This is a genomic window from Mycobacterium sp. DBP42 (assembly GCF_005924235.1).
GTDB classification, from domain to species: Bacteria; Actinomycetota; Actinomycetes; order Mycobacteriales; family Mycobacteriaceae; genus Mycobacterium; species Mycobacterium syngnathidarum.
Genome location: NZ_VCMY01000016.1, coordinates 73189 through 96623 on the forward strand (window position 1 = coordinate 73189; position 23435 = coordinate 96623).

A 23435-nucleotide genomic window follows, 5' to 3' on the forward strand; every position below is an offset into this window, starting at 1 on the left:
GATGCCGAGTTCCCGGGCGGCATCGAATAATGTCGAGGACCGTGACTACCGAACGCGGCGAGGACCACGTTACGCGGCTGGCCTTCGCCGCCGGCCGCGGTGATTCAGCGGCGCTCGAGCAATTCATCCGGGCCACCCAGACCGATGTCTGGCGAACCGTCGCCTACCTCGGTGATGCCGGTTCCGCCGATGACCTCACGCAAGAGACGTTCATGCGTGCCATCACGGCGCTGCCCCGGTTCAGTGGCCGATCATCCGCCCGCACCTGGCTGCTGTCGATCGCCCGGCGTGTGGTGGTGGACCAGATCCGGCACAAGCAGAGCCGGCCGCGGACCCAGCACGGAGTGGATGTCGAGCAGGTCCTCGAGAGCTACCGCCCGGTCGGTGGGTTCGAGAAGATGGTGGAGATCCGCCTCCTGCTGGACGGCCTGGACCCCGACCGGCGCCACGCCCTACTGCTGACCCAGGTGCTGGGCTTGTCGTATGCCGAGGCGGCCGAGGTGTGCGGCTGCCCGGTCGGCACGATCCGTTCCCGGGTGGCACGCGCCCGCGAGGATCTGATTGCCGCAACCGAGCGCGACGATCTGACCGGTTAGCGCAGCCGCTGCCGGCGGTCTTGCCGCCATCCCAGGGCGACGTCGACCGCGACGAAGATGACCAGGCTGGCTCCCAGCAACGGAACGAACCAGCCGACGGCGGCCGCCACGACGACCACGGCCACCGCGAGGGCCGGTGGCAGATCGGCGAGGACCCCGCGACGTGGCGCCCTGCCCACCGGGTGCCGGCCGACGGTGGGCCGACGCTGCCACCACATCCGGTACCCACGCACGATCACGGTGACCAACGCCAGCGCCAGCCCCAGCAGCAGGAGCTGGTTGGCCAACCCGAACAGCAGCCCCATATGCAGCTGGATGCCCCACGCGGAAAGCTTTGCCGCCAAAGGCCAATCGGCGAACCACGAGGTGTCGGTCACCGTGGCGGTGGCCCCGTCGACGGCCACCGCGTTGTTCGACATCACCCACGGTTGGCGGGTCTGCGCCACCACGAACGCAGTGCCGGCGCGCGCGGGAATGCTGACCTCGACCTTGCCTGCGCCACCGGCATCGCGAGCTGTCTTCAGCACCCGATCGATGTCGCGCACCGACGAGGCGTCGCCCGTACCGGCCGCGGTCGCATCCACGGCGCTGTGATGCCCGTGGTGGCCGGACGTGGCGCCGGCCTTGCCGGCTCCGGGTGTGCTGTCGATCGCGGTCGACACGGACGGGGTCGTCCAGTCCAACGCCGTCCGCAGATCGGTGATGTTGTCACCGGCGAACCGTGACCACGTGAGTCCGGTCGCCGACAGGAACAGGAGCCCGACGGCGATCCACATCCCAACCACCCCATGCCAGTTCACGGTCCGGTCCCGGCCCCGGCTCGAGCGGTCGAGCGTCAGCAGTCTGGCGTTCGCATTTTCGTGCCGTGCGGCGCGCCGGAATCTTCCCCACCACAGGAACATCCCGGCCAGCGCGATCACCCACAGCCACGACGCCGCGAGTTCGCTGTACAGGCGCCCGGGCTCACCGAGATGCAGGCTGCGGTGCAACTGATCGACCCAGGTTCGCAGTGGGAGCGCGCCGCTGCTGCCGTACACCGTCAGCTCGCCCTGTGCGGACGCCGTCACGGGATTGATGAACACGGCGTGGCGTTCGGACTCACCCAACGACGGATCGTCGAACATCACCCGGGTGGTTTCACCGGGACCGGTCGCGGGACGCACCGCGGTGACCGTCAGGTCGGGACGCTGCGCCTGGGCGGCCCGAACCTGTTCGGTGACCGCCAGCATGTCGCCGGTGCTGTGGGTCTGAAGCTGATCTCGATAGGCGAATTGCTCGATGGTGGGTGCGATGGCGTACAGGCCACCACTGATCGCAGCGATCAGCAGGAACGGCCCGACGAAGAGCCCCGCATAGAAGTGCAGCCGCTGCAGGAACGCGCGGTAGTGCGTGGCCGCCAGCGGGGGCGAAGGCGCCGACTCCGCCGCCGCGCTCTCATCGGTGGCTGTCGACGGGTTCTCGCCCATGGCTCCTCAGTGATCGAACGGTCCTCGATAAGAGTGGTCGTTCGCGCGGCCTCGACGGTTCCCGAAAGATGTTCGGCTGTTTCAGCCGCCCATGTGTCCGACGGTGATCCAACGGATCGCCCTCGCCACCATCGATGGGCTTTTCTGGGCCGGCGAGTCCGGCGAGGGTTGGTCGTCGTTGCCGGCGGCGCGCTCTTCGGCGTGGTAACCGGCCTGTTCAACGGCCTCACAGAGGTCGGCGACGGTGATGTCCTGGCGGGCTTCGATGGTCGCGATCTTGGTGGAAATGTCGACCGAAGCGTGTACTCTGTCGATTTTGTTCAGTTTGCTCTCGACCCGGCGTGAACACGCTCCGCAGGACATACCGGTCACGTCGAGTCGGATCTGCCTGGCACTGTGTGCCGCTAGGTCTGTCACTGGCATCCCTCACTGTCTGGTGCTGTCTTGTTGATTGGTCGTCGTGCGGGCACATCCAGTTCCCGCCTGTTCCGGACAGATCAGTGCCGGCAACGACGGCGGAGGCGCGACGAGTTCGCCGACGGCGCGCACCGGAAGCGGGAGGACTGGAAACTCGGCCAGGTATTCCGCATAGGAGCGTCCCCCGAGCCGACGTCCCAAACCGATCCAGGCGTCGATCACCGTCCACCGCCGCGCATTGGCCTTCGCCCAATCACTCTCATCCAGCCGGCGCTTCCAGTCCTCGATGCCGACCCGGTTGTCGGCGACCGCGCCGAGCACTTCCTCATACGCCACTGTCCGGCCCCGCAACACCTCGATCCCGCAACCGAGTTCGCCGGGGCCGCCGAACTCCGGCAATCGGCGCAGAATGCTGTCGGCCGCCGCGCGTCCGATGGTCACCTCTTCGGCCAGTTCCACTGCCGGACAGCAATTCAGCGCCCGGCAGGCATCGACAATCGACACCAAGATGTCGGCAGACAACCGTAGCTGGTCGGGAGTGCCCAGGACCCGGGGCAGGCGCACGACCGTGAAGTCGAGCTCCCGGTCGGCACGGCACACCGCAAGTTCGCCGAGGGCTTTGGCGGCCGCGTACGGGTATGGGGCCTGACGTGGGTCGACCACTTCTGGCGCGGTGGCATCCCCACTGACGACATACGTCGAGAGGTGCACCATCCTGGTACCGGAAGCCGCGCACGCCTGCGCCATGGCGGCCACCATTTCCACATTGGCTGAACGGATTTCGCGATACGGGACCACCACGTTGGTGTTGCCGATGCAGTTGACGAGGGTCCGGGCTCCGGTTTCCCGGATCAGCGCGCTCAGCTCGACCGGACCGAACCCGGGGACGAGACGCTCGATCCGCACCCCCGGCGTGTTCCGGAGCTCCGTCCAGACCGGGTCGACGGGCGGCACCGACCTCATGGCCAACACCACATCCGGGCGTTGTGCACCATCACCGGTCAGGATCGCCTCCGCGAACCCGGATCCCAGGACCCCGGACGCACCTACCACCAGAATCGGTCCGGCGTCTCGGGTAGCCAAGGGTCGCTTCGGGTTCACCGCCGCGCGTGGACTCGGCGTGGTCAGCACGCTGACGTCACGTTCGATCTCCGCTGCGGTGCTGTTGTCCATCCACCCGTCGCTCGTCGCCACGTCATCCACGAGGTTCGCCGCGGTGTCGGCACCGATCAGGTCCAGAATCGACACCTGCCGGCCGAGATATCTACGCGTATCGGGCAGGATTCGGACGAGGTCCAGCGAGCCGATACCTTCGTGCAGCAGGGACGTTGCCGGTGTGATCACCCGGGCGAGCTGGGTGCTCCACATTCCGGCGAGGCCGACCGCGCGATCTTCGCCGCCGGGGCCCGTCCTCTGCCCCGGCCCGGAACCGAGCGATGTTGTCAGTCTTGCGGTGTCGGTCTTCCCATTGGGCTTTCTGGGGATGTTCGCCACACCCGAAACGACGAACGACGGGACCCGCGAATCCACCAGGACATTGCTGATACGTGCTGCCGTATCGAGATCTTCGTGACCACCACGAGTCCGCTGGGTCTCGAACCAGACTCCCAATCCGCCGTTGTGCAGCTCGACGGCGACGTCGACCACAGCCGGGTCTGCTGCCACGCGTCGAGTGATCGCGGCGGTGTCTACCCGCTTGCCGGCGATCTTGACGATGGCGTCTTTACGGCCCGCGAAGATCGGGTGCCCGGCACCGTCCATCGTCACCCGGTCGGCAGTCGCAAACGCGCGCTGGCGCCGACCGTCGGCTGTGGTGACCAGCCCGAAACCGGTACTGTCCGCATCCAGGTAGCCGTCGGACACCATGTCCCCCACCACCACGACTTCGCCGAATACGATCACCACCGTGTTCGGCACCAGCGGCCTGCCCAGCCGAAGGCGTGCACCGTGTTCCACCACCCGTCCGCGGTCGATGATCGGTAGGTAGGTCACCACGACGGTGGTCTCTGTCGGGCCATAGCTCGACACCAACGAGATGTTCTCGGTGCCAACGATATTTGCCCACTTGTCGACGGCACCGGGACGCACGGGCTCTCCACCGATCACGATCTGCCGCACCTGAGAGCGCCCGACGCGGGTGACCGCGTCGACGTCCTCGCACCACAGATGCCACACCGCGGTGGGCAGATCCACCACAGTCGCGCCGGATGCCACCAGGTCCCCGGCAAGCGCCTGAAGATCACCGCTTTTCACCGCCGTCGAGCGGGTGAGCGCGGCCCCACTGACGACGGCACCGAAAACCTCTTCGACGCTGATGTCCGATGTCAGCGGCGCGCATTGAAGGACGGTGTCGTCCGGTCCCCAGCCATAGGCCCGGACCATGCCGACACAGAACGCCGCAAGCGAGCCATGGGTGACGTGCACGAGTTTTGGTTCCCCGGTCGATCCGGACGTGGGCATCACGTAGGCGGTCCTGCCCCGAAGCTGCGGGTCAGCCACCGTTTGTTCGACACGAACATCCACCAGACGCCGATGGTGCGCGCCGAGGCTTCGCGGAACATTCGCCGACTCGACATCGACGGTGTGTACTGAGATGCCGTTGTCGGGTTCGTTGATTCGTTGGGCCCGCACCAATACCTGATCGTCGCGGTCGCAGACGCTGTAGCCACAGCCCGCCAGATGACAGGCGATCAAGAGTGCGATCGTTTTGTCGGAGCCGTCGTCGGTGAACACCACCACATCGCCTGGTGCCACGTTGCTTTCAACGAGCCACGCGATCCAGGAATCGACGTGAGGACGGCGACGACGTTGCGCGACGGATTCGGGCCGATCGACAAACCACGCGCGAGCCACTGGGTCCTCGGGGTCGCGCTCCACCGGAACAGCGCCCAAGGCACCGTCATCGGTGATCACGCACCATTCACCGACGGTCATCGCGATCGGGGAATCCCACATGCTCGCCATGGATTTCAGGGCCCCCGCGACGCGGCCCGCCATGCCGGTGCTGTTCTGCCGCGACAGATCAGGTCGGTTCCAGATGTTTACGGTGAGCGTGCGCCGCTGCCCGTCGAGCACAGCCGCCACGGTCGTACCCTCGACCGGGCCGATATTCGACGTCACGGGCGCCTCGTCCAAGAACGGCGCGAGCTCGGACGCACAGGGTTCACGCAGAAAATTGAGCGTCAAGGTCTGCACGGAGGTGGTCCGATTGATCGCCAGATACATTCGACGGTAACGCTCTTCACGCAACCAGCGGCGACGACCGGCCTTGACATAGCCCCGATCCACCCCGCGCACCACCTCTGCCACTGATGCGTACGGTAAGAACCGGACCGGCTGCGCCATCGAATTGACCAGACATGTCGCGGCGCCGAGGTCGGGGTCACCGAAGCGGTTGTCGACCGCATGCACCAGCAGGCGCTCGGTGGTGCGATGAATACTCGCGTCCACCGCCAATGCCGCCGCCGCGACGAGCACGTTGAGCGGGACGTTCTCGCGGCCGGCCAGATCTACGATCTGTTCGTAATCTTCGCCGAGGATCACGGCGGACTCGATGAGTGTGCCCCGTGCGACCGTCGGCTGCGCGTCGGCGGCGGGATGCCCGTGACCGCCCTCCTCGGCAGCCGCGGTGAGTTCTTTCTGCACCACAGAGGTGAGCCGCTCGAGTGATTCGTCGACGCGGTACGCCTCGCGACGGTGCGCGGTCGCGACGGCGGCCAGGCCGTCGTGGGCACAGGGGGTCTCGCCCGAGCCACCACCCACGAGGAACCGACCCAAATGGGCTTCGATGACACTGATCGCGCCCCCGTCGAGCAGGATGTGGTGTGCCTGGGCGTCGAGGCCACACACCAGGCCGCCGGCGTCGACATAAACGGTGTAGCGCACCAACGGCTTTGCGAGAATGCCTGATTCCCATTCCTCGGCCAGCGCTGCCCGATCCTCGTCACCGCACAGCTGCACGATGTCATCGATGTCGAGTCGGGCTACCAGACCGGGGTGACCACCGGGCTCCGACGGCGCCTCCAGAACGCACAATTGAATGGGCGTGGCGAGGATGGTCTTCCGCAGAGCGGCCAGGAATTCTGTCTGCGCCAGCGGCCGGAACCGGTAGCGCCTGCCGATCAGATACAACTGGGGGTCGTCGTGTGCGGACACGCCGTTGTAGATGTTCTGCTGTGACCGGCTCAGCGGAATACGTTGGGTATCAGGGACTTCAGGCAGAATGACCCACCTCTTCCAACTCCTGGACCCAGCCCGCGACCGACAAGTTGTCCGCCAACCGCCGCGGCAATTCCGATTCCCGATCGATGCCGAGTTGCTTCATCAGCAGCACGAATCGAACCGAATCCAGCCCGAGGTCCCTCAGGTCTGTCGCATCTCCGTCGAGGAAATCCGACTCGTCGACATAGAGCACCTCCGAGACTGCAGCCAGGACTCGGTTCCGCAGCGTCTCAGCCACCGGTTGCTGCACCCAGCGACGTCCGCATGATCTTGCCGGACCGGGTTCGTGGGATCTGCTGCACGAACCTGATGGTCGACGGCCTGGCCATCGGCTCCGACTCTTGCCGGAAGCGCGCGGCAATCGCGTGTTGGAGCCTCCTGGCCGCTGATTCATCCAGCGTGGTCGAGGCGACAACGGCCAGTCCCACCAGCGCACCGAACTCCTCGTCGGGGATCTCGTAACAGGCGGCTTCCCCTACCCCGGCCACGCCCTCAGCGATTCGGTCGACCTCGTCGGGCGCGATGTTCACACCACCGGAAATGATCATCTCTGACGACCTGCCCCGGATGTAGAAGAACCCGTCGTCATGACGGTCGAGTAGGTCTCCGGTGTTCACCCATCCATCCACCAGAATTTCGGCAGTCCGCTCGGGATTTCCCCAATACCCGAGCATGTTCGCCGGCGACTTTATCCACAGTGTGCCTGACGGGGCTGAATTCGCACCGGAACGTGTTGGTGGTCCGCTGCCGTCGCCATCCAGATGGACCTCCACGCCGGGATACGGCCGGCCCACCGCACCGGCTTCGATTCTCGAGATCGACCCGGTGTCTGTGGGCAGACACAGTGCGGTACAGCCCGTTTCGCTGAGTCCGTAGACCTGCGCGGTACGGACACCCGCGGACTCGACAAATCTGACATCGGCCGCGACAGCACGGGACCCGCCATAACCCACCATGCGCAGAGACGGCGGGACAGGCTTTCCAGTCGACCGAAGTTCGTTCACCACCCGGGTCAGCAGAGTGGGGACCAGGCATGTCGTCGCGACGTCGTTGGCACTGAGGATCTCCGCGACGGACGATGTCGTCTCGCCGCCGGTGATGCACAACCCACCTTGCATCAGGCAGTTGAGGATCCACCACAGTCCACCGATATGTGTCGCGGGCAGCGGTGAGTAGGTCGTCTCGCCGACGACCCAGTCCACCCAGGTCAGTTTCTCGTGCTGAAGAATGTCGGCAACTGAATAGAACGTCCGATTGGGCAGCAGGACAGCTTTCGGCACCCCTGTGGTGCCGCTGGTGAAGATCATCGCCAGCGGATCGTCCGCACCCCCGACGGGTGCGACGGGCAATGGATCTGATGCCGAACCGCCGGTGCGGTCGGCAGAGCCATGACCGATCTCAACCGTGAAGGCAGGAATCGACCGAAGCGCCTCCGAGAGCTCAGCGGTGTGCAGCCGGCAATCCGGTGCCACCAGAATTGCAGCGGGAGTGGTGATCTCCCCGAAGCGGTTCAAAGTCGCCGCTGGCATCCCGCCGTCTACCATGACTGCGATGGCCCCCACTCGCGCGCAGGCCAACACCGCCAGATAGGTCTCGGGACCGTTGTCCGAGATGACGAAGACACGGCTTCCTCGAGTGACCGACTGGGAGCCGAGATCGGCTGCCAGCCTGTCTGCTTCGGCCATGAGATCTCGGTACAGAATGACGCTGGATCCGTCACAGCGACGCAAAGCGATCGCCCCGGGACGCTGCCTCGCGGTCGCGCTGATGCGTTCCAGCACTGTGAATGGTGGGTGTGCCATAGCTGTGAAGCCGTTCTCTTCTACCGATGTCAGGGGATGTTCAGTGCTGCCAGTTCGACTTCACCGGATGCGGACCCACCGTCCGCATCCCAGAATTCGACCGTGCAGGGAATCTTGAGATAGCGAATCGTCCGATCGATGACCTCGAAGTCCTTGCACAGCAACCGTGCCGAGAACTTGTGGGACTTGATCGGGCGCTTGAACCGTGATGTCGTGGTCTTGATCAGCATGCTGGGGAGTTGGTAATTGAAGTAATCCTCGATCGACCAGCCCCGGAATTCGGGTATCACCTCGTTGAGGATCGCCGGTGCGAACGCGCTGTATGCGAGTTGGTTGAAGCACAGGACCCATTCGGCGGCGTTGAAGTGGCCGGTGTCGCGAATGTATGCGGGCTCTTTGATGCTGAAGTTCCCGAGCGCCGACACAGAGTTCGCGGTGGCCTCGTACTCCGCGTCGAGCAGATAGCGGCACCCTTTGTAGGAGTACGGCTCCAGCACCTTGACCAGCAGATCTTCGGGAATCGGCGCCATCTGTGTGACCCCGTACCCACTGGTCGCGACAGACAGCATCTCGGCGGTGCTCATGGTCATACCCCATATCCCGGTGTCTTGAGGCCGTCCAGCATGGTCAGCCGATGAGTCGTCAAAGTGCCCGGCGTGGTGCCGTGTTTCGCCCGGTGCATCAGAACCCGGTTGTCCCACAACACGACATCGCCGACCTCGTAGTGTTGGGTGTGGATGAACGGCGATGTGAAATCCGGGTCGAGTTGTCCGGTGGCAGTCATGAGTTGTCGTAGGACGGCAGGATCCAGCACGTTCCCGCGCCGGTCCTCGATCTTGGTGGTGCCGGACGCGCAGATGTAGAGGATTTCCTGTCCGGTTTTCGGGTGCCTGATCACCGTCGGCCATGTGATCGGAGGCGTAGTCCTGGATACCTCGTCCCAGACCTCACCGATCGGCTTGTAGACGTCGTGTGGGCGAATCTTGATGTGACGCCGCGGGTCATGGGTTGCGAACGTACCCCGGACCGGCTCCCGCACGGTCTCTGGAAGGGCCTCCCACACCTTGTTGAGGTCGATGAAGTATGTCCCGCGGTCACTTCCGGGCACTGCCAGCGGCACCACCATCGAAAATGCGAACGGTTCCGGCATGAACATGTAGTCGATGTGCCAGAAGGCCCCGGTACGAGGCACGCCGTGCCCTTCCTCTGTCGAAGAGACGAAGATTTCCGGGTGGTCTTTGTGGTGGTAGATCGGCTCGTAGTACGTCACAACATCGCCGACGATGCGCCCCAGCCGGAGAAATTCGTCGGGAGCCGGATGGACGTCTTTCAGAACGACCAGCTTGTGCTGATAGACGATCTCCCGGATCTCTTCCCGCGTGATGTCGTCGAGATTCTTGGGGTCGATTCCCGTGACTTGCGCCCCGAGCCCCTCCCCTTTCACATTCAGCGTCATGACCTCTCCTCGTGCGGCACTGCGCTGCGCCGTTGTGCGACTGAAGCATTGGTCGATTCAAATTGGTTGAAAGTTCCCGCTATCCACGTCGCTCATCGGAATCGCACATCCAGGTACCGGGAAGCATCGGGACGGATTCCCCGGCGCCGGCACGCCCATGCCGGACCATGCCAGCGGCAGACGCACTCGTGGCGACCGGCGCAGCCCCGGAGAAACCAAGGATGGTGGTGGCCCCCGTGTCGCTCGGCGACGGGGATCGACTCAGGTCCGCGTTGTCGATGGTGGCGTCCATGCCGTCGGTGGAGTCCAGAAACTCGTACCGGTAGCTTCGGGCATGGTCTCGTCTGCGGCCCGTCTTTCTTCGCCGGTTGCGAGCGACAACAGCCGATCTTGCCGCGGCAACGGTGCTGACGATATCTGCCATGCCATCAGTGGTTTTCACGCCCGATTTCGGTCCCGCTGCGACCGCGGGCGGATCCAGACCGGGGACGGCGTAGCCGGCCGACGGTGAGGCCGCCGAGCTCGTTGCACTGCTGCCCGCGGGTGCACCAGAGCCCAAACCCCCGGCCTGTGACACCGGGCTGGATACTCCCGACGGGCCCAATGCCGTGCCGGTGCCGAAAGTCGAAGCGACGCGGTGGTCGGTGTCGACCTGGACGGGAACGGCTGCCATGCCCGACGGTGGCACCTTGGGCTGCAGCAGCGACAATGCGCTCAGCGCGCTGAGGGCACTGAGCGCAGGCGCCAAGAAGGGCAGCAGGAGCAGCGAATACGAGGCGTAGTACGGGTACCAGAGCATGTCGTACAGCACCAGCGCGATGGCAGCGAGTATGGCGGCCTCCGCCGGGTTGAACCCCAGTTGCCCGAACAGCTGTTGAAACGTCTCGAGGAGTTGTGCTGGGTTGCCGGCACCCGATATGAGGTCCGAGATCAGCCGCCAGATATCGCTGGGAGGTTGACTGTCCGGGGTTGAGCTCGACGTATTCCGTTGTCCGCTTTGCCCTTCGCCTCCCGGCGCCAGGATCGAAGGCGCCGGCTGTGGCGTCGGCACCGCCGCAGATGCACTCACCGCGGCCCCCTGGTAGGTCATCATCACCTCGGCGGCTTGCAGCCACATCCGCACGTAATCGGCTTCGTTGAGCGCGATCGGTATGGTGTTGACACCGAAGAAGTTGGTGGCCACGAGGACACCGTGGGTGACGTGGTTGGCGGCGAGTTCGACCAGGGTGGGCATGGTCGCCAGAGCGCTGACGTAAGCGGCTGCGACGGTCTCGTGCTGTGCGGCGGTGACGGCACTGTCGGCTGACGCCTTCTCCAGCCAAGCCAGGTAGGGGCCATGGGCAGCGACGTACTGCGCGGCGCTGGGCCCTTCCCAACTGCTTGCCTGCACGTCAGTCAGGATCTGTGTGAGTTCGGCTGCCACCGCACCGTATTGAATACTCAGTGCCTCCCACTGAGCGGCTGCGGCAAGAAGAGATCCAGGTCCCGGACCGGTGCTCAGCTGCGCGGAATGCACCTCTGGGGGTACCGCCAGCCAGTACGGGACAGTCACATCATCACCTCCTCGCATGAGCATCGACGGGCGCCACGCCCCCGGGCATACGTCGCCCTGTCTTAGTGCTGGTCGGTCACGGCCGCCAGAAAGTTCCCGGCGTGGCCAAGATGATGTCTGAACCGGGGCAACGAATCTCGGTTCCGGCGTGCGGGTGCGGCGGAAATCGGACGACAGGTACGGTCGTGCCATGCCAGTCGTCGACGCCCGTCATCTGACCGCGATATCCGAAACCGCGCTGTTGACTCTGCACCAGAGAGCCACCGAGGCGGCCCGGCCCGACGGAATCATCGAGGACCCGCTGGCGGTCACGTTGCGCGACAGCCTCGGCTACGACTACCGCCGTTTCGGCCGGACCCACCAGGCCACCGCCCTGCGGGCCGTCGCGTTCGACAATGCCACCGGCCGCTATCTGCAGATGCAGCCGCGGGCCAGCGTGGTCGCCCTGGCCGAGGGATTGCAGACCAGCTTCTGGCGCCTTGACAACGGCGAGATCAACTGGCTTTCAGTTGATCTGGAGCCTGTCGTACAGATTCGCGAGCAGTTGCTTCCGACCTCGGGCCGACTGCGCCACCTGGCGCAGTCGGCACTGGATCACTCGTGGATGGATGAGGTAGATGCCACCAACGGTGTGCTGATCACCGCCGAGGGTCTGTTTCAGTATCTGGAGCACGACGCGGTGTTGGACCTCATTGCCGCCTGCGCCGCCAGGTTCCCCGGCGGGCAGCTGATCTTCGACAGCGTCCCGCGCATTCTGAGCTGGTACTCGCAACGCCGCGGCATCCGGCTCAGCAGGCACTACACCGCACCGCCGATGCCGTTTTCGTTCACTGCCGACCGCTACGACGAGTTGCGCGCTATTCCAGGGGTTCTCGCGGTGCACGAACTTGACATGCCGACGGGCAGGGGCCGGGTCTTGTCGCGTGTAGCCGCACTCGTGTATCGGTCGCCTTCGCTACAACGTTTCCGCGCACCGACCAACGTCGTCGACTTCGGCTGACGCCCAGGAACCACAGCCGCCTTAGCCGACACCGATCAGCGCGGCCCGCGCCAACACCTCTTCGGCTTTCTTCACGTGTGCGGCGTCGACGAGTACCCCCTCGACGCCGACAGCGCCGCGGCCCGCCGCCTCGGCCTCCCGGTACGCCGCGACGTTGCGTTGTGCAAGCGCGATCTCCTCGGCGGTAGGCGCGAAGACCTCATTGGCAATCGGGACCTGACTGGGATGGATGGCCCATTTGCCGGTATACCCGTACAGCGATGATCGGCGCGCTTCTGCCTCGTAGCCCGCGACATCCGCGTAGTCCGGGTAGGGCGAGTCGATGGCGTCGATGCCGGCGATCCGCGCCGCGACCATGATCTTGTTGCGGGCGTATGCCCAGAAGTCACCCGGATACTCACCCATCGGCACGAAGTTGGTGTCCACCCGCGCCCCCTGGGACAACGAGAAGTCTCCGACGCCGAAGATCACCGCGTCCAAGCGCGGACTTGCCCGCACGATCTCCTCGGCGTTGGCCAGCCCCTCGACCTCCTCGATCAGCACCTCCAGCCGAATCTTGCGGTCGAGTCCGAGTTTTTCTTCCAGCTGGGTAAGCAGCACGTCGACCCACCAGACATCTTTGGCGGTGCGCGCTTTGGGGATCACGACGGTGTCGAGTCGGGAACCAGCGTGGGTGACGACGTCGATGATGTCGTCGTGGCACCACGGCGTGTCGAGACCGTTGATCCGGACTGCCCGCGCAGTCCGTCCCCAGTCGAGTTCGGTCAGCGCCCGAATGGCCTTGGCACGGGATTCCACCTTGAGCCCTACCGGGGTGGCGTCCTCGAGGTCGAGGAACACCAGGTCGGCACCGCAGGTGACTCCCTTGACGAACATGTGGTCGTTGCAGGCGGGGAGGGCGAGCTCAGAGCGGCGAACGAGGTTTGTCATCGTATTTGTATTCCTTTGCATCACTGAGTGTTACAGCACGCCACTGGCGCGCAGATCATCGATTTCCTCAGCTGTGAGGCCAAGCAGCTGGTGGTAGACCTCGGCGTTGTGTTCACCGAGGCGGGGGCCCAGCGAGTCCAACTTCCCGGCGTCGCCCGAGAACCGCGGGACCGGTGCCTGCACCGTCATCGCGCCGAGCTCGCTGTCGGACACCGAGACGAACACTTCGCGGTGGCGCAGTTGTTCGTCGTCCACCAGTTGAGTGATGTCGTAGACAGGTGCCGCGGCCACCTCGGCGGCATCGAGCACCGCCATCGCCTCCGACAAGGTGTGCGCGGCAACCCATTCCGCCACCACCGCATCGACCTCGGCCGCACGCGCCAGCCGGCGTTGCGGATCGGAGAAATCGGCATCGGACACCAGATCGTCGCGTCCAATGGCCCGAAACACCCTCAGCGCCAACGCCGGTGAGCTGCCGGACATCGCCAGCCAGCGTCCGTCGGAGGTTTGATAGGTGTTGCGGGGAGCTGAGATGTCCCAGCGATTGCCGGCCCGGCGCGCAACGATACCCAGCTGGTCATACCCCAGCAGGTTCTGTTCCAGTAATCGCGCCAACGGGTCGATCAGATTGATGTCGATCAACTGCCCGCCGGCCCCGTGCACGTCGCGGTGATAGAGCGCCATCATCACGGCATAGGCGGCGTTGAGAGAGGCCACCCCATCGGCCAGCATGAACGGTGGCAGGGTCGGCGGCCCGTCGGCTTCGCCTGTCACGTGGGCGAACCCGCTCATCGCCTCACCCAGCGTCCCGAACCCTGGCCGCGCACTCTTGGGTCCGGTCAGCCCGTAACCGGTGATGTGCAGCATCACGATGCGGTCGTTGAGGGTACGCAACGACTCGTAGTCCAAGCCCCATTTGGCCAGCGTCTGCGGCCTGGTGTTGACGATCACGACATCCGACTTCTCGACCAGCCGCCGAACCAGGCCCTGCCCTTCGGCCACCCGCAGGTTCGCGGTGACGGATTTCTTGTTGCGGGACACCGACTTCCACATCAGCCCGACGCCGTCGCGCTGGTTGCCCCAGGTTCGGATGGGATCCCCCTGACCAGGCTGCTCGACCTTGATGACATCGGCGCCGAACTCACCGAGATAGGTGGCGGCCAAGGGCGCTGCGGCCAGCGTGGCCAGGTCGAGCACCCGGATGCCGCTGAGCATGCCGACCATCTACGAGGCCGAACTGGCGAAGCTGGGAGCCGGGCGGTCCAGCCCGAGATGATCGCGCAAAGTGGTTCCGGTGTAGGAGGTACGGAACAAACCACGGTGCTGCAACTCAGGCACCACCATCCGCACGAAGTCCTCGTAGGCCCCCGGGGAATGCGTTGCAGCCATGACAAATCCGTCACAGGCACCGCTGGTGAACCACTCCTCCATCTGGTCGGCCACCTGCCTGCCGGTACCGACGAAGCGGGGGCCTTGCAGCAGAGTGGCACGGTGCCCCGCCAGGTCGCGCACTGTCACCGTGTCCCCACCGATATGGCTGCGCAGGTTCTGCACCAGTCCCCGGATTCCCGAAACCGAGGCGATGAGCTCATCGGTGACCGGATCGTCGAGGTCGTGCTGAGCGAAGTCGTAGTTCATCAGCTCCGAGAGCAGGGTCAGGGAGGCCATCGGGTCCACCAGATCGTTGAGGAACATGTCTTCGCGTTCTTTGGCATGAGACTCGCTCTCCCCCACCACGGCATAGGCCATCGGGCAGATCCGCACCGAAGCCGGATCGCGGCCGGCATCGGCGATGCGCGCCTTCTGATCCAGATAGTGCGACCGTGCCACATCGATGCCGGGATCACCGGTGAAGATGAGATCAGCCCAACGCGAGGCGAATTCACGGCCACGCCCCGACGATCCGGCCTGGAGAATGACGGGTCGGCCCTGCGGCGTGCGCGGCACGGTCAGCGGGCCACGCGACGAGAAGTATTGACCGACATGGCCGAGCTCATGAACCTTGCTGGGGTCGGCGTACTGCCCGGAAGCTCGATTGTGCTGAATCGCGTCGTCCTCCCAGGTGTCCCAGAGGCCGGCGACCACGTCGAGAAACTCATCGGCGCGGTTGTAGCGCTCGTCATGTCCAAGGTGGGTGTCCAGGCCGAAATTCTGCGCCTCGCTGTCGTTGACCGAAGTGACCACGTTCCAGGCCGCGCGGCCGCGGGAAAGGTGATCCAGGGTCGCGAAGGTTCGGGCCACATGGAACGGCGCGTAGTAGGTGGTCGAGTACGTGGCGCCGAGGCCGATGTGCGAGGTGGTCTGCGCCAGCACTCCGAGGATGACGCTCAGGTCGAGCTTGACCGGGCGGGCCCCGTAACGCACGGCCTCCGCCACCGAACCCCCGTAGATCCCAGGCATGGCCAGCCGGTCATCGAAGAACATCAGGTCGAAGCAACCCTCCTCGAGCTGGCGGCCGATCTTCGCGTAGTACGACGCGTCGAGGTAGCTGTGTTCGGTCGCGGGGTGGCGCCACGAGCCGGCGTACACCGAAGTGCTTCCTGCCTGCATGAACGCCACGAGAGACATCTGATCGGTACGCATGATTGGAATCTAACATCTGATATATTAGATATCAAGGATACCGTACGTCATACAGGTACGCTGCACGGATGACGTCGCCGTTGGACATCGCGGGCACCGTGCGCGAACGCGCGGCGCGCGAACTGCGCGACCGCATCATCACCGGCACTTTGGCCCCGGGAAGCCGCATCGACCTGGACGCCATCACCGAAGAGTTCGCGACCAGTCGCACGCCGGTCCGCGAAGCTCTCCTGGAACTCTCGTTCGAAGGGCTGGTGCGGGTCGCTCCCCGCAGCGGGATCACCGTCATCGGCGTCAACTCGGACGACGTCACCGACAGCTTCACCATCCTCGGCGTCCTCACCGGCCAGGCCGCCGCCTGGGCTGCCGAGCGGATCACCGCCGACGAACTCGGCCGGCTACGCGAACTCGCAGCCGATGTCGCGCAGCGGTCAGGCGAGGACAGCATCGGCGAGGCCAACTGGCTGTTCCATCAGGAGATCCACCGGGCCGCGCACTCCCCCCGGTTGCTGACCCAGATCAGGCAGGCCGCGCGGGTGGTGCCGTCCAACTTCCTGACCGTGTTTCCCGAGCATGAGGAGCACTCGCTCGACGAACATGAGCAGCTGCTGGATGCTTTGGAGGCCAAGAACGCCGAGGCTGCCCGGGCCATCGCCGAACGCCACGTCCTGGAGGCCGGGCGCTCGTTGGCGGCCTGGCTGGATGCTCAGGCCGCCACGAGCTGACCGCTATCGCCCGCGAACCTCGGCGGCCGCGGCGACCAGGTGTTTGAGCGACTCGGTCACCTCGTCGGTGGTACGGGTCTTCAAGCCGCAATCCGGGTTGACCCAGAGTCGTTCGGCCGGAACCGCATCGAGTGCCTCCCGCAACGATGTGGCGATCTCTTCGACTCCGGGGACCCTCGGCGAGTGGATGTCGTACACACCCGGGCCGACGCTGTTGGAGAACCCCACAGCGTTCAGATCGCCGAGCACTTCCATGTGCGACCTAGCCGCTTCGATCGAGGTGACGTCGGCATCGAGATCCGCGATCGCGCCGATCACCTCGCCGAACTCCGAATAACAGAGATGGGTGTGGATCTGTGTCGAATCCTCCACTCCGGAGGTGGACAACCGGAATGCGTCCACCGCCCAGTTCAGGTATGCCGCTTTGTCTTTCGAGCGCAACGGCAGCAGCTCGCGCAGAGCCGGCTCGTCGACCTGGATGATCGCGATGCCGGCAGACTGCAGATCGACGGTCTCGTCCCGAATCGCCAGTGCCACCTGCGCAGCCGTATCCGCCAACGGCTGATCATCGCGGACGAACGACCAGGCCAGGATGGTGACAGGACCGGTGAGCATGCCCTTGACGGGCTTGTCGGTGAGTGACTGCGCGTACGTGATCCACTCCACCGTCATCGGCTTCGGCCGCGTCACGTCCCCGTAGAGGATCGGCGGTCGCACGCAGCGGCTGCCATAGGACTGCACCCAGCCGTTCTGTGTGGCGAAGAACCCGTCGAGCTGCTCGGCGAAGTACTGCACCATGTCGTTGCGCTCGGGTTCACCGTGCACCAGCACGTCCAGGCCCAGCTGCTCCTGCAGCTTGATCACCTCGGCGATCTCGGCCTTCATCCTGCGCTCGTACTCCGCGGCGGCGATCTTGCCCGACCTGAGGTCGGCACGGGCGATGCGAATGGCCGAGGTTTGCGGGTATGACCCGATCGTGGTGGTGGGCAGAGCAGGCAGCTTCAGCCGGTCCTGCTGTGCAGCGCGACGCTGATCGGCCGATCCACGCTTGGCGCCCGAGGCGACGATCGCCGAGATCCGTTCCCGGACTCGGCTGTTGTTCAGTCGCGGATCGGATTTGCGCGACTCGATGGCCGCATGGGACGCAGCGATCTCCGCCGAGATGGCGTCGCGTCCGTCCTTGAGACCACGTGCCAGCGCCACCACTTCAGTGACCTTCTCGAAACCGAAGGCCAGCCAGCTGCGCAGCGCCGGGTCGAGGTCGTCCTCGGCATCGAGGGCGTAGGGCACATGCAGTGTCGAGCACGACGTAGAAACGACGATCGCCGCGGCCGCTTCCCGCAGCGCGGACAAGGTGCCCAGAGCGGCCTCCAGGTCGGTGCGCCAGATGTTGCGCCCGTCGACCACACCCGCCACCAGGAGCTTGTCCGCGAGCTCCGGCACTGCGCCCAGGGCAGCACCAGTTCCCGCAACCAGATCGACGCCGATGGCCTCGACCGGCGTGCGCGCCAGCGCGGGCAGCGCATCGCTCAGCTCTCCGAAGTAGGTTGCGACGAAGACGGAAGGTCTCTTGGCCAGTCCACCGAGACGGTTGTAGGTCCGCTCGGCGAGTTCGGCCGCATTGTCGACGATGTCGGTCACCAACACCGGCTCGTCGAGCTGGACCCACTCGATTCCCCTATCTGCCAGCAATCCCAGCAGTTCGGAATAGACATCGATGAGATCATCGAGGCGAGCCAGTGGCGCGTCCGCACCGTCGACGGCCTTCGACAGCGTCAGAAAGGTGATGGGGCCGACAACCACCGGTCGCGCCGTAATCCCCTGTGCACGTGCCTCTTCCAACTCCCCCAACACCTTGTCCGGGTTGAGGGTAAAGGTGGCCTCTGGCCCGATCTCCGGCACGATGTAGTGGTAGTTCGTGTCGAACCACTTGGTCATCTCCAGCGGCGCGATGTCATCGTTGCCTCGCGCCGCGGCAAAATAGCGGTCCAAGTCGTCGGGCACATCGGCCACCCTGGGCGGCAGTGCGCCGACAAGAACTGCGGTGTCGAGCATCTGGTCGTAGTACGAGAAGGTGTTGACCGGGACCGAGTCCAGCCCGGCTGCGACCATTGACGCCCACGTGTCGCGACGCAGGCCGGCGGCCACGGATTCGAGTTCGTCGCGATCGATGCGGCCGGCCCAGTACTTCTCGACTGCGCGCTTGAGTTCGCGGTTCGGCCCGATTCGGGGCGACCCGAGGATGGTGGCGGCGAAGGGTGCTGCGGTTGTGCTCATGACGACGTCCTTCAACATACGGGGATGGCCACCGCCAGGAGACACCGAACCGAACGCAGCCACCCGCCACGAGCGAACTACTTTCGGCCACTGCCCATTCCGCGAGGCGATGAACCACCGGACGCGGCGCGCCCGGTACGGCTGGCAGGTCTTCGGACTCACAGGCACGCACGGAAAACCGCGCCCCTACTGGCCGTCGCTTCCCGGCCGCAGTTCCCTGCGTGCCAGTGCTGATGACGGCGGTCGTTCCTGCATACCGCTGCGGGACAGTCCCGGATTCTCACCGGGTTCCCTCTCACGCCACATCTCAACCAGCCTGCGGCGTTCGATGTCGGCTCCGCAAACACCCCGGTACCGACAAACCAGCTGCGCGCCTCAGACTACCCGCCGCAGCGCGGCGGGTACCGGTCAGCGCGCCATCGCGGCCTTGATCTTGTCCACCACCTCAGCGGCCTGGGTCACCGAGGACCCTCCCGGCTTACACGCTTGGATATCCATCACAAGGTTGGCGGCCACCGCCAGCGCACGCTGGCAGGCGCGGGTCTGGTCCCCGTCAATACGGGTGAACGGCAAGGTGAGCTCCGAATCCGTCTCGATCAGATCGCCGCTGCGCCACCTGGGCAGCGGCTGCCCGTTGAGCGTGATGTTCACATTGTGGTTGGTGCACTTCGACCAGCGATCGGCCGACTGATCGAGAAAGTCGGCGGCTTCTTGTGTCGAAGGGAAGATCACCACCGACTGCACCAGCAGGTTGTCCCAGTTGTCCCTGTCGGGACCGCGTAGCAGCACCTGGCGCATGGCGGTCCAACGGTCGCCGTAGATGGCGGACTCGTTCACCTGCCACGCGCCCAGACAATTCAGATTGGGCAGCAGGTTGCGATGGTCGTTCATCTCGGTGACCGGCGGATGTGCCACCATCCCAACGGTCGTCATCATGGCGTTGACCTGATCGGTGGTGAGCAGCAGCCTCTCGAGGGCCGACTTGGGCACTTCTTCCGGCGGCCCCTGAGCCTTGTCGCCGTTGTCGGCACAGCTGGTGGCCGGCAGCACGAGCATGATCAACGAAAACACAACGCCGAGCACGGTATTCCTCTGCTTACAGCACGGTGTGACCACGCGCATCAGGCGTGGGTTCCCGCTGCGGCGCAAGCCATCTGCGCATTGGTGGCATCGTTGTTGAGTTGGGTGGCGGTGTCATTGAGCGACTGACCGCCGCTGCGCAGCCCCATCTTCAAGAGCAGCTTGGTGGCGCCGAAGGACCATGCCCGCATGGGGTTTGCGATATCGGGCGGCAGTCCCGGCGTGCCGGCAGCGTTCAGTGCCGACGCGGCCGCTTCGCGCAGCGCGGTCCGACCGCTCGTGTTCGTCGTGCTGATGGTCGGATCCCGGTAGTCGGGCCGCTCCACACCCTCGATCGAATCAGCGAAGTCGCCGTAGAACGTCGACGCCGAATCGAGCGCGTCGGCGAACGTCGAGCAGGCCGTAACCGCAGGTACACCGGGGTCATCGGTGCCGGCGACCGGCACCGGTACCGGACCGGCGGCCGGCACCGGGGGCAACTCGGGCAGCACGGGGCCGGGAGCACCGGCCTCATCACCAGGTTCGGCGACAGCCATCGGCGTGGCAGCGAAACCGATGCTGAAGGCAACGATCAGCGATACCAGCCCTCGCTGGTACACCTGAAACGACCTCAACGATTCCTCCTTCAGTCGGTGGCAGTTCCGGCGCTTTCGCCGTACCTCCGAGTCACCACACCGTTGAGGGTTCACATGTCCAGAAAGTGAACAGCCTGCCAATCTGCCCCCTCCACACGTCGTCCATCGCGTGCCGCTGGCGCCCCGCTTTCCTCAATTGCGGAATACGCTGCAGCACAGGGGATTTCCCAGAAACTTCACAGCTGAGGAACCCTCAGCCGGACGGGAATGCGGCGGCGACTGTTGGGGCATTGTTCACCGAACCGAAACGCAATAGGTTCATGATTCGTCGCGACAGATTCCTTGGCCCCGTTGGGTTCTGGCGACCACGACGTGTCGCAGGACGACAGGGGCCAGTCCCACGAGAGGCGCAAGTTCACGCATGTTCAGTCGTTTTGCCCCCCTGGCTGCAGTCTGCATGTTGGCCCCCGTAGCGATTGCGCCCCTTGCATCCGCAGATCCGCCGCCGGACCCGGCCGCAGCTGCAGCGGCCGCCGCGCCGGCACCGCCCCCACCGGATACCGGCGCGGTGCCGTCTTCTCCTCCCGGCGTCTTGGACACCCCGGATGGCTGGCACGTGACAGTGGCAGGCTCCAACGAGACCCTGCTGCCGGTCGCGCCGCTGACCACCGCGGTGTCATCCCGGGAATACCTTGTCGGCGGCACCTTCACCGGGAAAGTCTCGGGCGGCGGCAAGACCAAGCTCACCGGCGGCACACTGGAGGCCGGCGCCCAGATCGGCTGCGGCATCGTCAGCGACGAAACCGAGATAAACCCCGGCCTCAGCTTCTCGCCGGGCATCAAGATTCCGTTCACCGGCTCCGCCGGCGACGCCAGCCTCGGCACCGGAATCAGCTTGCAGGGCAAGGTGTACCTGAAGCCGGGCACCGTCACCATCGTTCCGATCGACAAGAAGTCGTTCAAGGGCACCGGCACCCGCGTCACTATCACGGGTGTCCGCATCAAGTTCGATCAGTGCGCCGGCCAGTCGTTCATCCGCACCTACGCGACGCTGACCAGCTCAACCGACAACACCGATGACGTCATCACCTACCTCGGTGTCACCAAGGTCGTCTGACCCTCCCCCGAAAACACACCGACCATGATCCGCACTGATCACCACGCCGATCCCTCGGATTCGAACCCCACGAGAGGCACAAGTTCCCGCATGTTGAATCGTTTCGCCATCTTGGCTGCTGCCTGCCTGCTCGCCCCGGTTGCGTTGCCGCCCCTCGCGTCGGCGGATCCACCACCGCCACCGGTGGAACCGGCCGCACAACCTGTCGATGCCGGCCCCCCACCGGACAACGGACTCGTCGCATCCGCCGAGCCGGGCGTCGTCACCACCCCGGACGGCTGGACGCTCACCGTCTCGGCGAAAGACGAGAGCCAGCTGCCGGTGGCACCTCTGACCACCGCTGCCTCGTCACGCGAGTACATGGTGGGAGCCACCTTCACCGGCACCGTCACCGGCAGCGGAGCCACGTCACTGACCGGTGGCACATTGGATACCGGCTACCAGATCGGTTGCGGCATCGAGCTGGGACAGGTCCGCCTGATCGGGTCGATCGGTCTGAGCACCTCGGGCTCGACCCTGGCCGGCATCATCCCCACCGGGGTGAGCATGCCGATCTCGGGCACCATCGAGATCCACGCAAAGCCCGGAACCGTCACCAATGTCTCGGTGAACAAGAAGTCGTTCAAGGCCGCGCCCGTGCGCGTCACCGTGAAGGATGTTCACATCAAGATCGACGGCTGCGTCGGCCAGTCCTTCCTGCGGTCCTATGCGACGCTGACCAGCTCCACCACCGACACCGACGATGTGGTGGCCTACTATGGCGTCACCAAGGCAGTCTGACGGACTGGCTTTGACAGCGAAACACGAAGGTATGAGCGAGAACTCGGACAGTCCATTCGCAGGCAGGAATGCGATGGCCACACTCGCCGCCGCCGGGCTGCTCGTGATCGGCGCGGCGGTTGCCTGCTCGGCAACCGCCGCCGCCGATCCGGCACCGCCAGAGGTTCCGGGTGCACCCGCGGTCGCCGCACCGGCACCGGAGCCGCCACCGCCACCCGGGCCAGAGGTGCCGCTGGTGGGCGCACCCCTCGGTCCCGGCGGGCTGTCGGTTCTGGGACAGACCGGCACCGAGACCGCTCCGGGCAGGCTCGGCGTCCCGAACGGGGTCGACATGAGTCCCGGCGCCCTGCTCGGGCAGTACGAAAATCCGTCCGCGCCGGGTGTGCCACCACCGACGGAGGCACCCAACCTCAGGGCGTTCAACAACGGAAACTTCTTCCCGCAGAACGAGAAACCGTCGGCGCCCGGTGAGGGCACCGTCGTCGGCGTCGCACCGGGCCAGGAGAACGCGGATATCTCCGGGCTCGACTGGATGCGACAGATGCACACGTTGTACCGCAATGGAAGCCTGCGCGGCTCGCTGCTGGGCCAGGTACCCAAAGAGCAACTCGGCGAACCACTTCCGGGAACCGTGCCACCGCCGGGAACGAATATTCCGCAGGGCCTCGGTGAGAATCTCCCGGATCCGGCAGCAGCGTCGCCGGCGCCGGGAGCTCCGTTACCTCCCGTCCCCGCACCCCCCGCTCCGTAACACCGAGCCCGTCGGGCAGCGTCCACCCCGGACGCTGCCCGATTTTTTCTGCCCTCCGCATCAGCCAGACAGACTCTGGTAACTTTCCGTTCACTTGATGTCCACCT

General features: G+C 65.3%; 20 protein-coding genes and 1 riboswitch. Of the genes, 6 read left to right on the forward strand and 14 right to left on the reverse strand.

From position 1 onward, the window contains the following. Positions 1 to 29 precede the first annotated feature (29 nt). On the forward strand, positions 30 to 596 hold the full coding sequence (gene sigC, locus E0T84_RS16615) for an RNA polymerase sigma factor SigC (RefSeq protein WP_070185873.1): 567 nt from the start codon (positions 30 to 32) through the stop codon (positions 594 to 596). Here sigC and E0T84_RS16620 read toward each other — a convergent pair. The 8 genes from E0T84_RS16620 to E0T84_RS16655 all read right to left on the reverse strand — a co-directional run bounded on the left by E0T84_RS16620 (position 593) and on the right by E0T84_RS16655 (position 11510). Beyond that, a complete protein-coding gene (locus E0T84_RS16620) occupies positions 593 to 2062 on the reverse strand; it encodes a PepSY domain-containing protein (protein WP_138744982.1) in 1470 nt (489 codons plus the stop codon). The two genes, sigC and E0T84_RS16620, sit on opposite strands and share 4 nt — an antisense overlap. Positions 2063 to 2143: 81 nt before the next feature. Continuing rightward, positions 2144 to 2485 (reverse strand): heavy-metal-associated domain-containing protein, encoded by a 342-nt coding sequence (locus E0T84_RS16625; RefSeq protein ID WP_371726009.1) that lies wholly within the window; start codon positions 2483 to 2485, stop codon positions 2144 to 2146. 3 nt (positions 2486 to 2488) lie between these two features. Next, positions 2489 to 6703 carry an AMP-binding protein gene (locus tag E0T84_RS16630; RefSeq protein WP_371726014.1) on the reverse strand — a complete coding sequence of 1405 codons (4215 nt, stop codon included), beginning with the start codon at positions 6701 to 6703 and terminating at the stop codon, positions 2489 to 2491. Continuing rightward, the gene (locus E0T84_RS16635) at positions 6693 to 6926 is read right to left on the reverse strand and encodes an acyl carrier protein (protein ID WP_138745000.1); all 234 of its coding nucleotides are present in this window, start codon (positions 6924 to 6926) and stop codon (positions 6693 to 6695) included. The genes E0T84_RS16630 and E0T84_RS16635 overlap by 11 nt, the downstream gene beginning before the upstream one ends. A 4-nt stretch (positions 6927 to 6930) precedes the next feature. Continuing rightward, the gene (gene fadD10 / locus E0T84_RS16640) at positions 6931 to 8502 is read right to left on the reverse strand and encodes a fatty acid--CoA ligase FadD10 (RefSeq protein WP_138744984.1); all 1572 of its coding nucleotides are present in this window, start codon (positions 8500 to 8502) and stop codon (positions 6931 to 6933) included. Between the two features lie 29 nt (positions 8503 to 8531). Next, complete coding sequence (locus E0T84_RS16645; RefSeq protein ID WP_171055059.1) at positions 8532 to 9086, reverse strand: FcoT family thioesterase; 555 nt, start codon at positions 9084 to 9086, stop codon at positions 8532 to 8534. Between the two features lie 2 nt (positions 9087 to 9088). Beyond that, on the reverse strand, positions 9089 to 9958 hold the full coding sequence (locus E0T84_RS16650; protein ID WP_138744986.1) for a TauD/TfdA family dioxygenase: 870 nt from the start codon (positions 9956 to 9958) through the stop codon (positions 9089 to 9091). Positions 9959 to 10037: 79 nt separating this feature from the next. Then, a complete protein-coding gene (locus tag E0T84_RS16655; RefSeq protein ID WP_138744987.1) occupies positions 10038 to 11510 on the reverse strand; it encodes a PPE domain-containing protein in 1473 nt (490 codons plus the stop codon). Between the two features lie 190 nt (positions 11511 to 11700). Between E0T84_RS16655 and E0T84_RS16660 the strand changes: the two genes are divergently transcribed. After that, on the forward strand, positions 11701 to 12510 hold the full coding sequence (locus tag E0T84_RS16660) for a class I SAM-dependent methyltransferase (RefSeq protein ID WP_070943521.1): 810 nt from the start codon (positions 11701 to 11703) through the stop codon (positions 12508 to 12510). Positions 12511 to 12531: 21 nt separating this feature from the next. Here the strand turns inward: E0T84_RS16660 and E0T84_RS16665 are convergent, their stop codons facing one another. Genes E0T84_RS16665 through E0T84_RS16675 form a run of 3 tightly spaced genes read right to left on the reverse strand, consistent with a single transcriptional unit; the run spans position 12532 to position 16023 of the window. Beyond that, a complete protein-coding gene (locus tag E0T84_RS16665) occupies positions 12532 to 13440 on the reverse strand; it encodes a CoA ester lyase (protein WP_070943522.1) in 909 nt (302 codons plus the stop codon). Positions 13441 to 13470: 30 nt separating this feature from the next. After that, on the reverse strand, positions 13471 to 14655 hold the full coding sequence (locus tag E0T84_RS16670; protein WP_138744988.1) for a CaiB/BaiF CoA-transferase family protein: 1185 nt from the start codon (positions 14653 to 14655) through the stop codon (positions 13471 to 13473). A gap of 9 nt (positions 14656 to 14664) precedes the next feature. After that, positions 14665 to 16023 (reverse strand): LLM class flavin-dependent oxidoreductase, encoded by a 1359-nt coding sequence (locus tag E0T84_RS16675; RefSeq protein WP_070185862.1) that lies wholly within the window; start codon positions 16021 to 16023, stop codon positions 14665 to 14667. A gap of 68 nt (positions 16024 to 16091) precedes the next feature. On the opposite strand from E0T84_RS16675, the gene E0T84_RS16680 reads away from it, so the two are divergent. Continuing rightward, entirely contained in the window at positions 16092 to 16748 is a 657-nt protein-coding gene (locus E0T84_RS16680; RefSeq protein WP_138744989.1) for a GntR family transcriptional regulator, read from the forward strand. A gap of 3 nt (positions 16749 to 16751) precedes the next feature. Here E0T84_RS16680 and metE read toward each other — a convergent pair whose 3' ends face one another. From metE to E0T84_RS16695, 3 genes are all read right to left on the reverse strand, one after another. Beyond that, on the reverse strand, positions 16752 to 19025 hold the full coding sequence (gene metE, locus E0T84_RS16685) for a 5-methyltetrahydropteroyltriglutamate--homocysteine S-methyltransferase (RefSeq protein WP_171055058.1): 2274 nt from the start codon (positions 19023 to 19025) through the stop codon (positions 16752 to 16754). A 125-nt stretch (positions 19026 to 19150) separates the two neighbouring features. Beyond that, positions 19151 to 19356, reverse strand: a riboswitch (cobalamin riboswitch). A gap of 77 nt (positions 19357 to 19433) precedes the next feature. Beyond that, positions 19434 to 20096 (reverse strand): sensor domain-containing protein, encoded by a 663-nt coding sequence (locus E0T84_RS16690; RefSeq protein ID WP_249383662.1) that lies wholly within the window; start codon positions 20094 to 20096, stop codon positions 19434 to 19436. A gap of 50 nt (positions 20097 to 20146) precedes the next feature. Beyond that, positions 20147 to 20719: a hypothetical protein gene (locus E0T84_RS16695; RefSeq protein ID WP_249383663.1), complete on the reverse strand. Its 573-nt coding sequence runs from the start codon at positions 20717 to 20719 to the stop codon at positions 20147 to 20149. Positions 20720 to 21101: 382 nt separating this feature from the next. Between E0T84_RS16695 and E0T84_RS16700 the strand changes: the two genes are divergently transcribed. The 3 genes from E0T84_RS16700 (at position 21102) to E0T84_RS16710 (ending at position 23328) form a co-directional block, all read left to right on the forward strand. After that, positions 21102 to 21797, forward strand: a complete 696-nt coding sequence (locus tag E0T84_RS16700) for an MspA family porin (protein ID WP_070185857.1) — start codon at positions 21102 to 21104, stop codon at positions 21795 to 21797. Between the two features lie 90 nt (positions 21798 to 21887). Then, positions 21888 to 22577: an MspA family porin gene (locus E0T84_RS16705; RefSeq protein WP_138744992.1), complete on the forward strand. Its 690-nt coding sequence runs from the start codon at positions 21888 to 21890 to the stop codon at positions 22575 to 22577. A 73-nt stretch (positions 22578 to 22650) separates the two neighbouring features. Continuing rightward, positions 22651 to 23328 carry a hypothetical protein gene (locus tag E0T84_RS16710; RefSeq protein ID WP_249383664.1) on the forward strand — a complete coding sequence of 226 codons (678 nt, stop codon included), beginning with the start codon at positions 22651 to 22653 and terminating at the stop codon, positions 23326 to 23328. Positions 23329 to 23435: the final 107 nt, after the last annotated feature.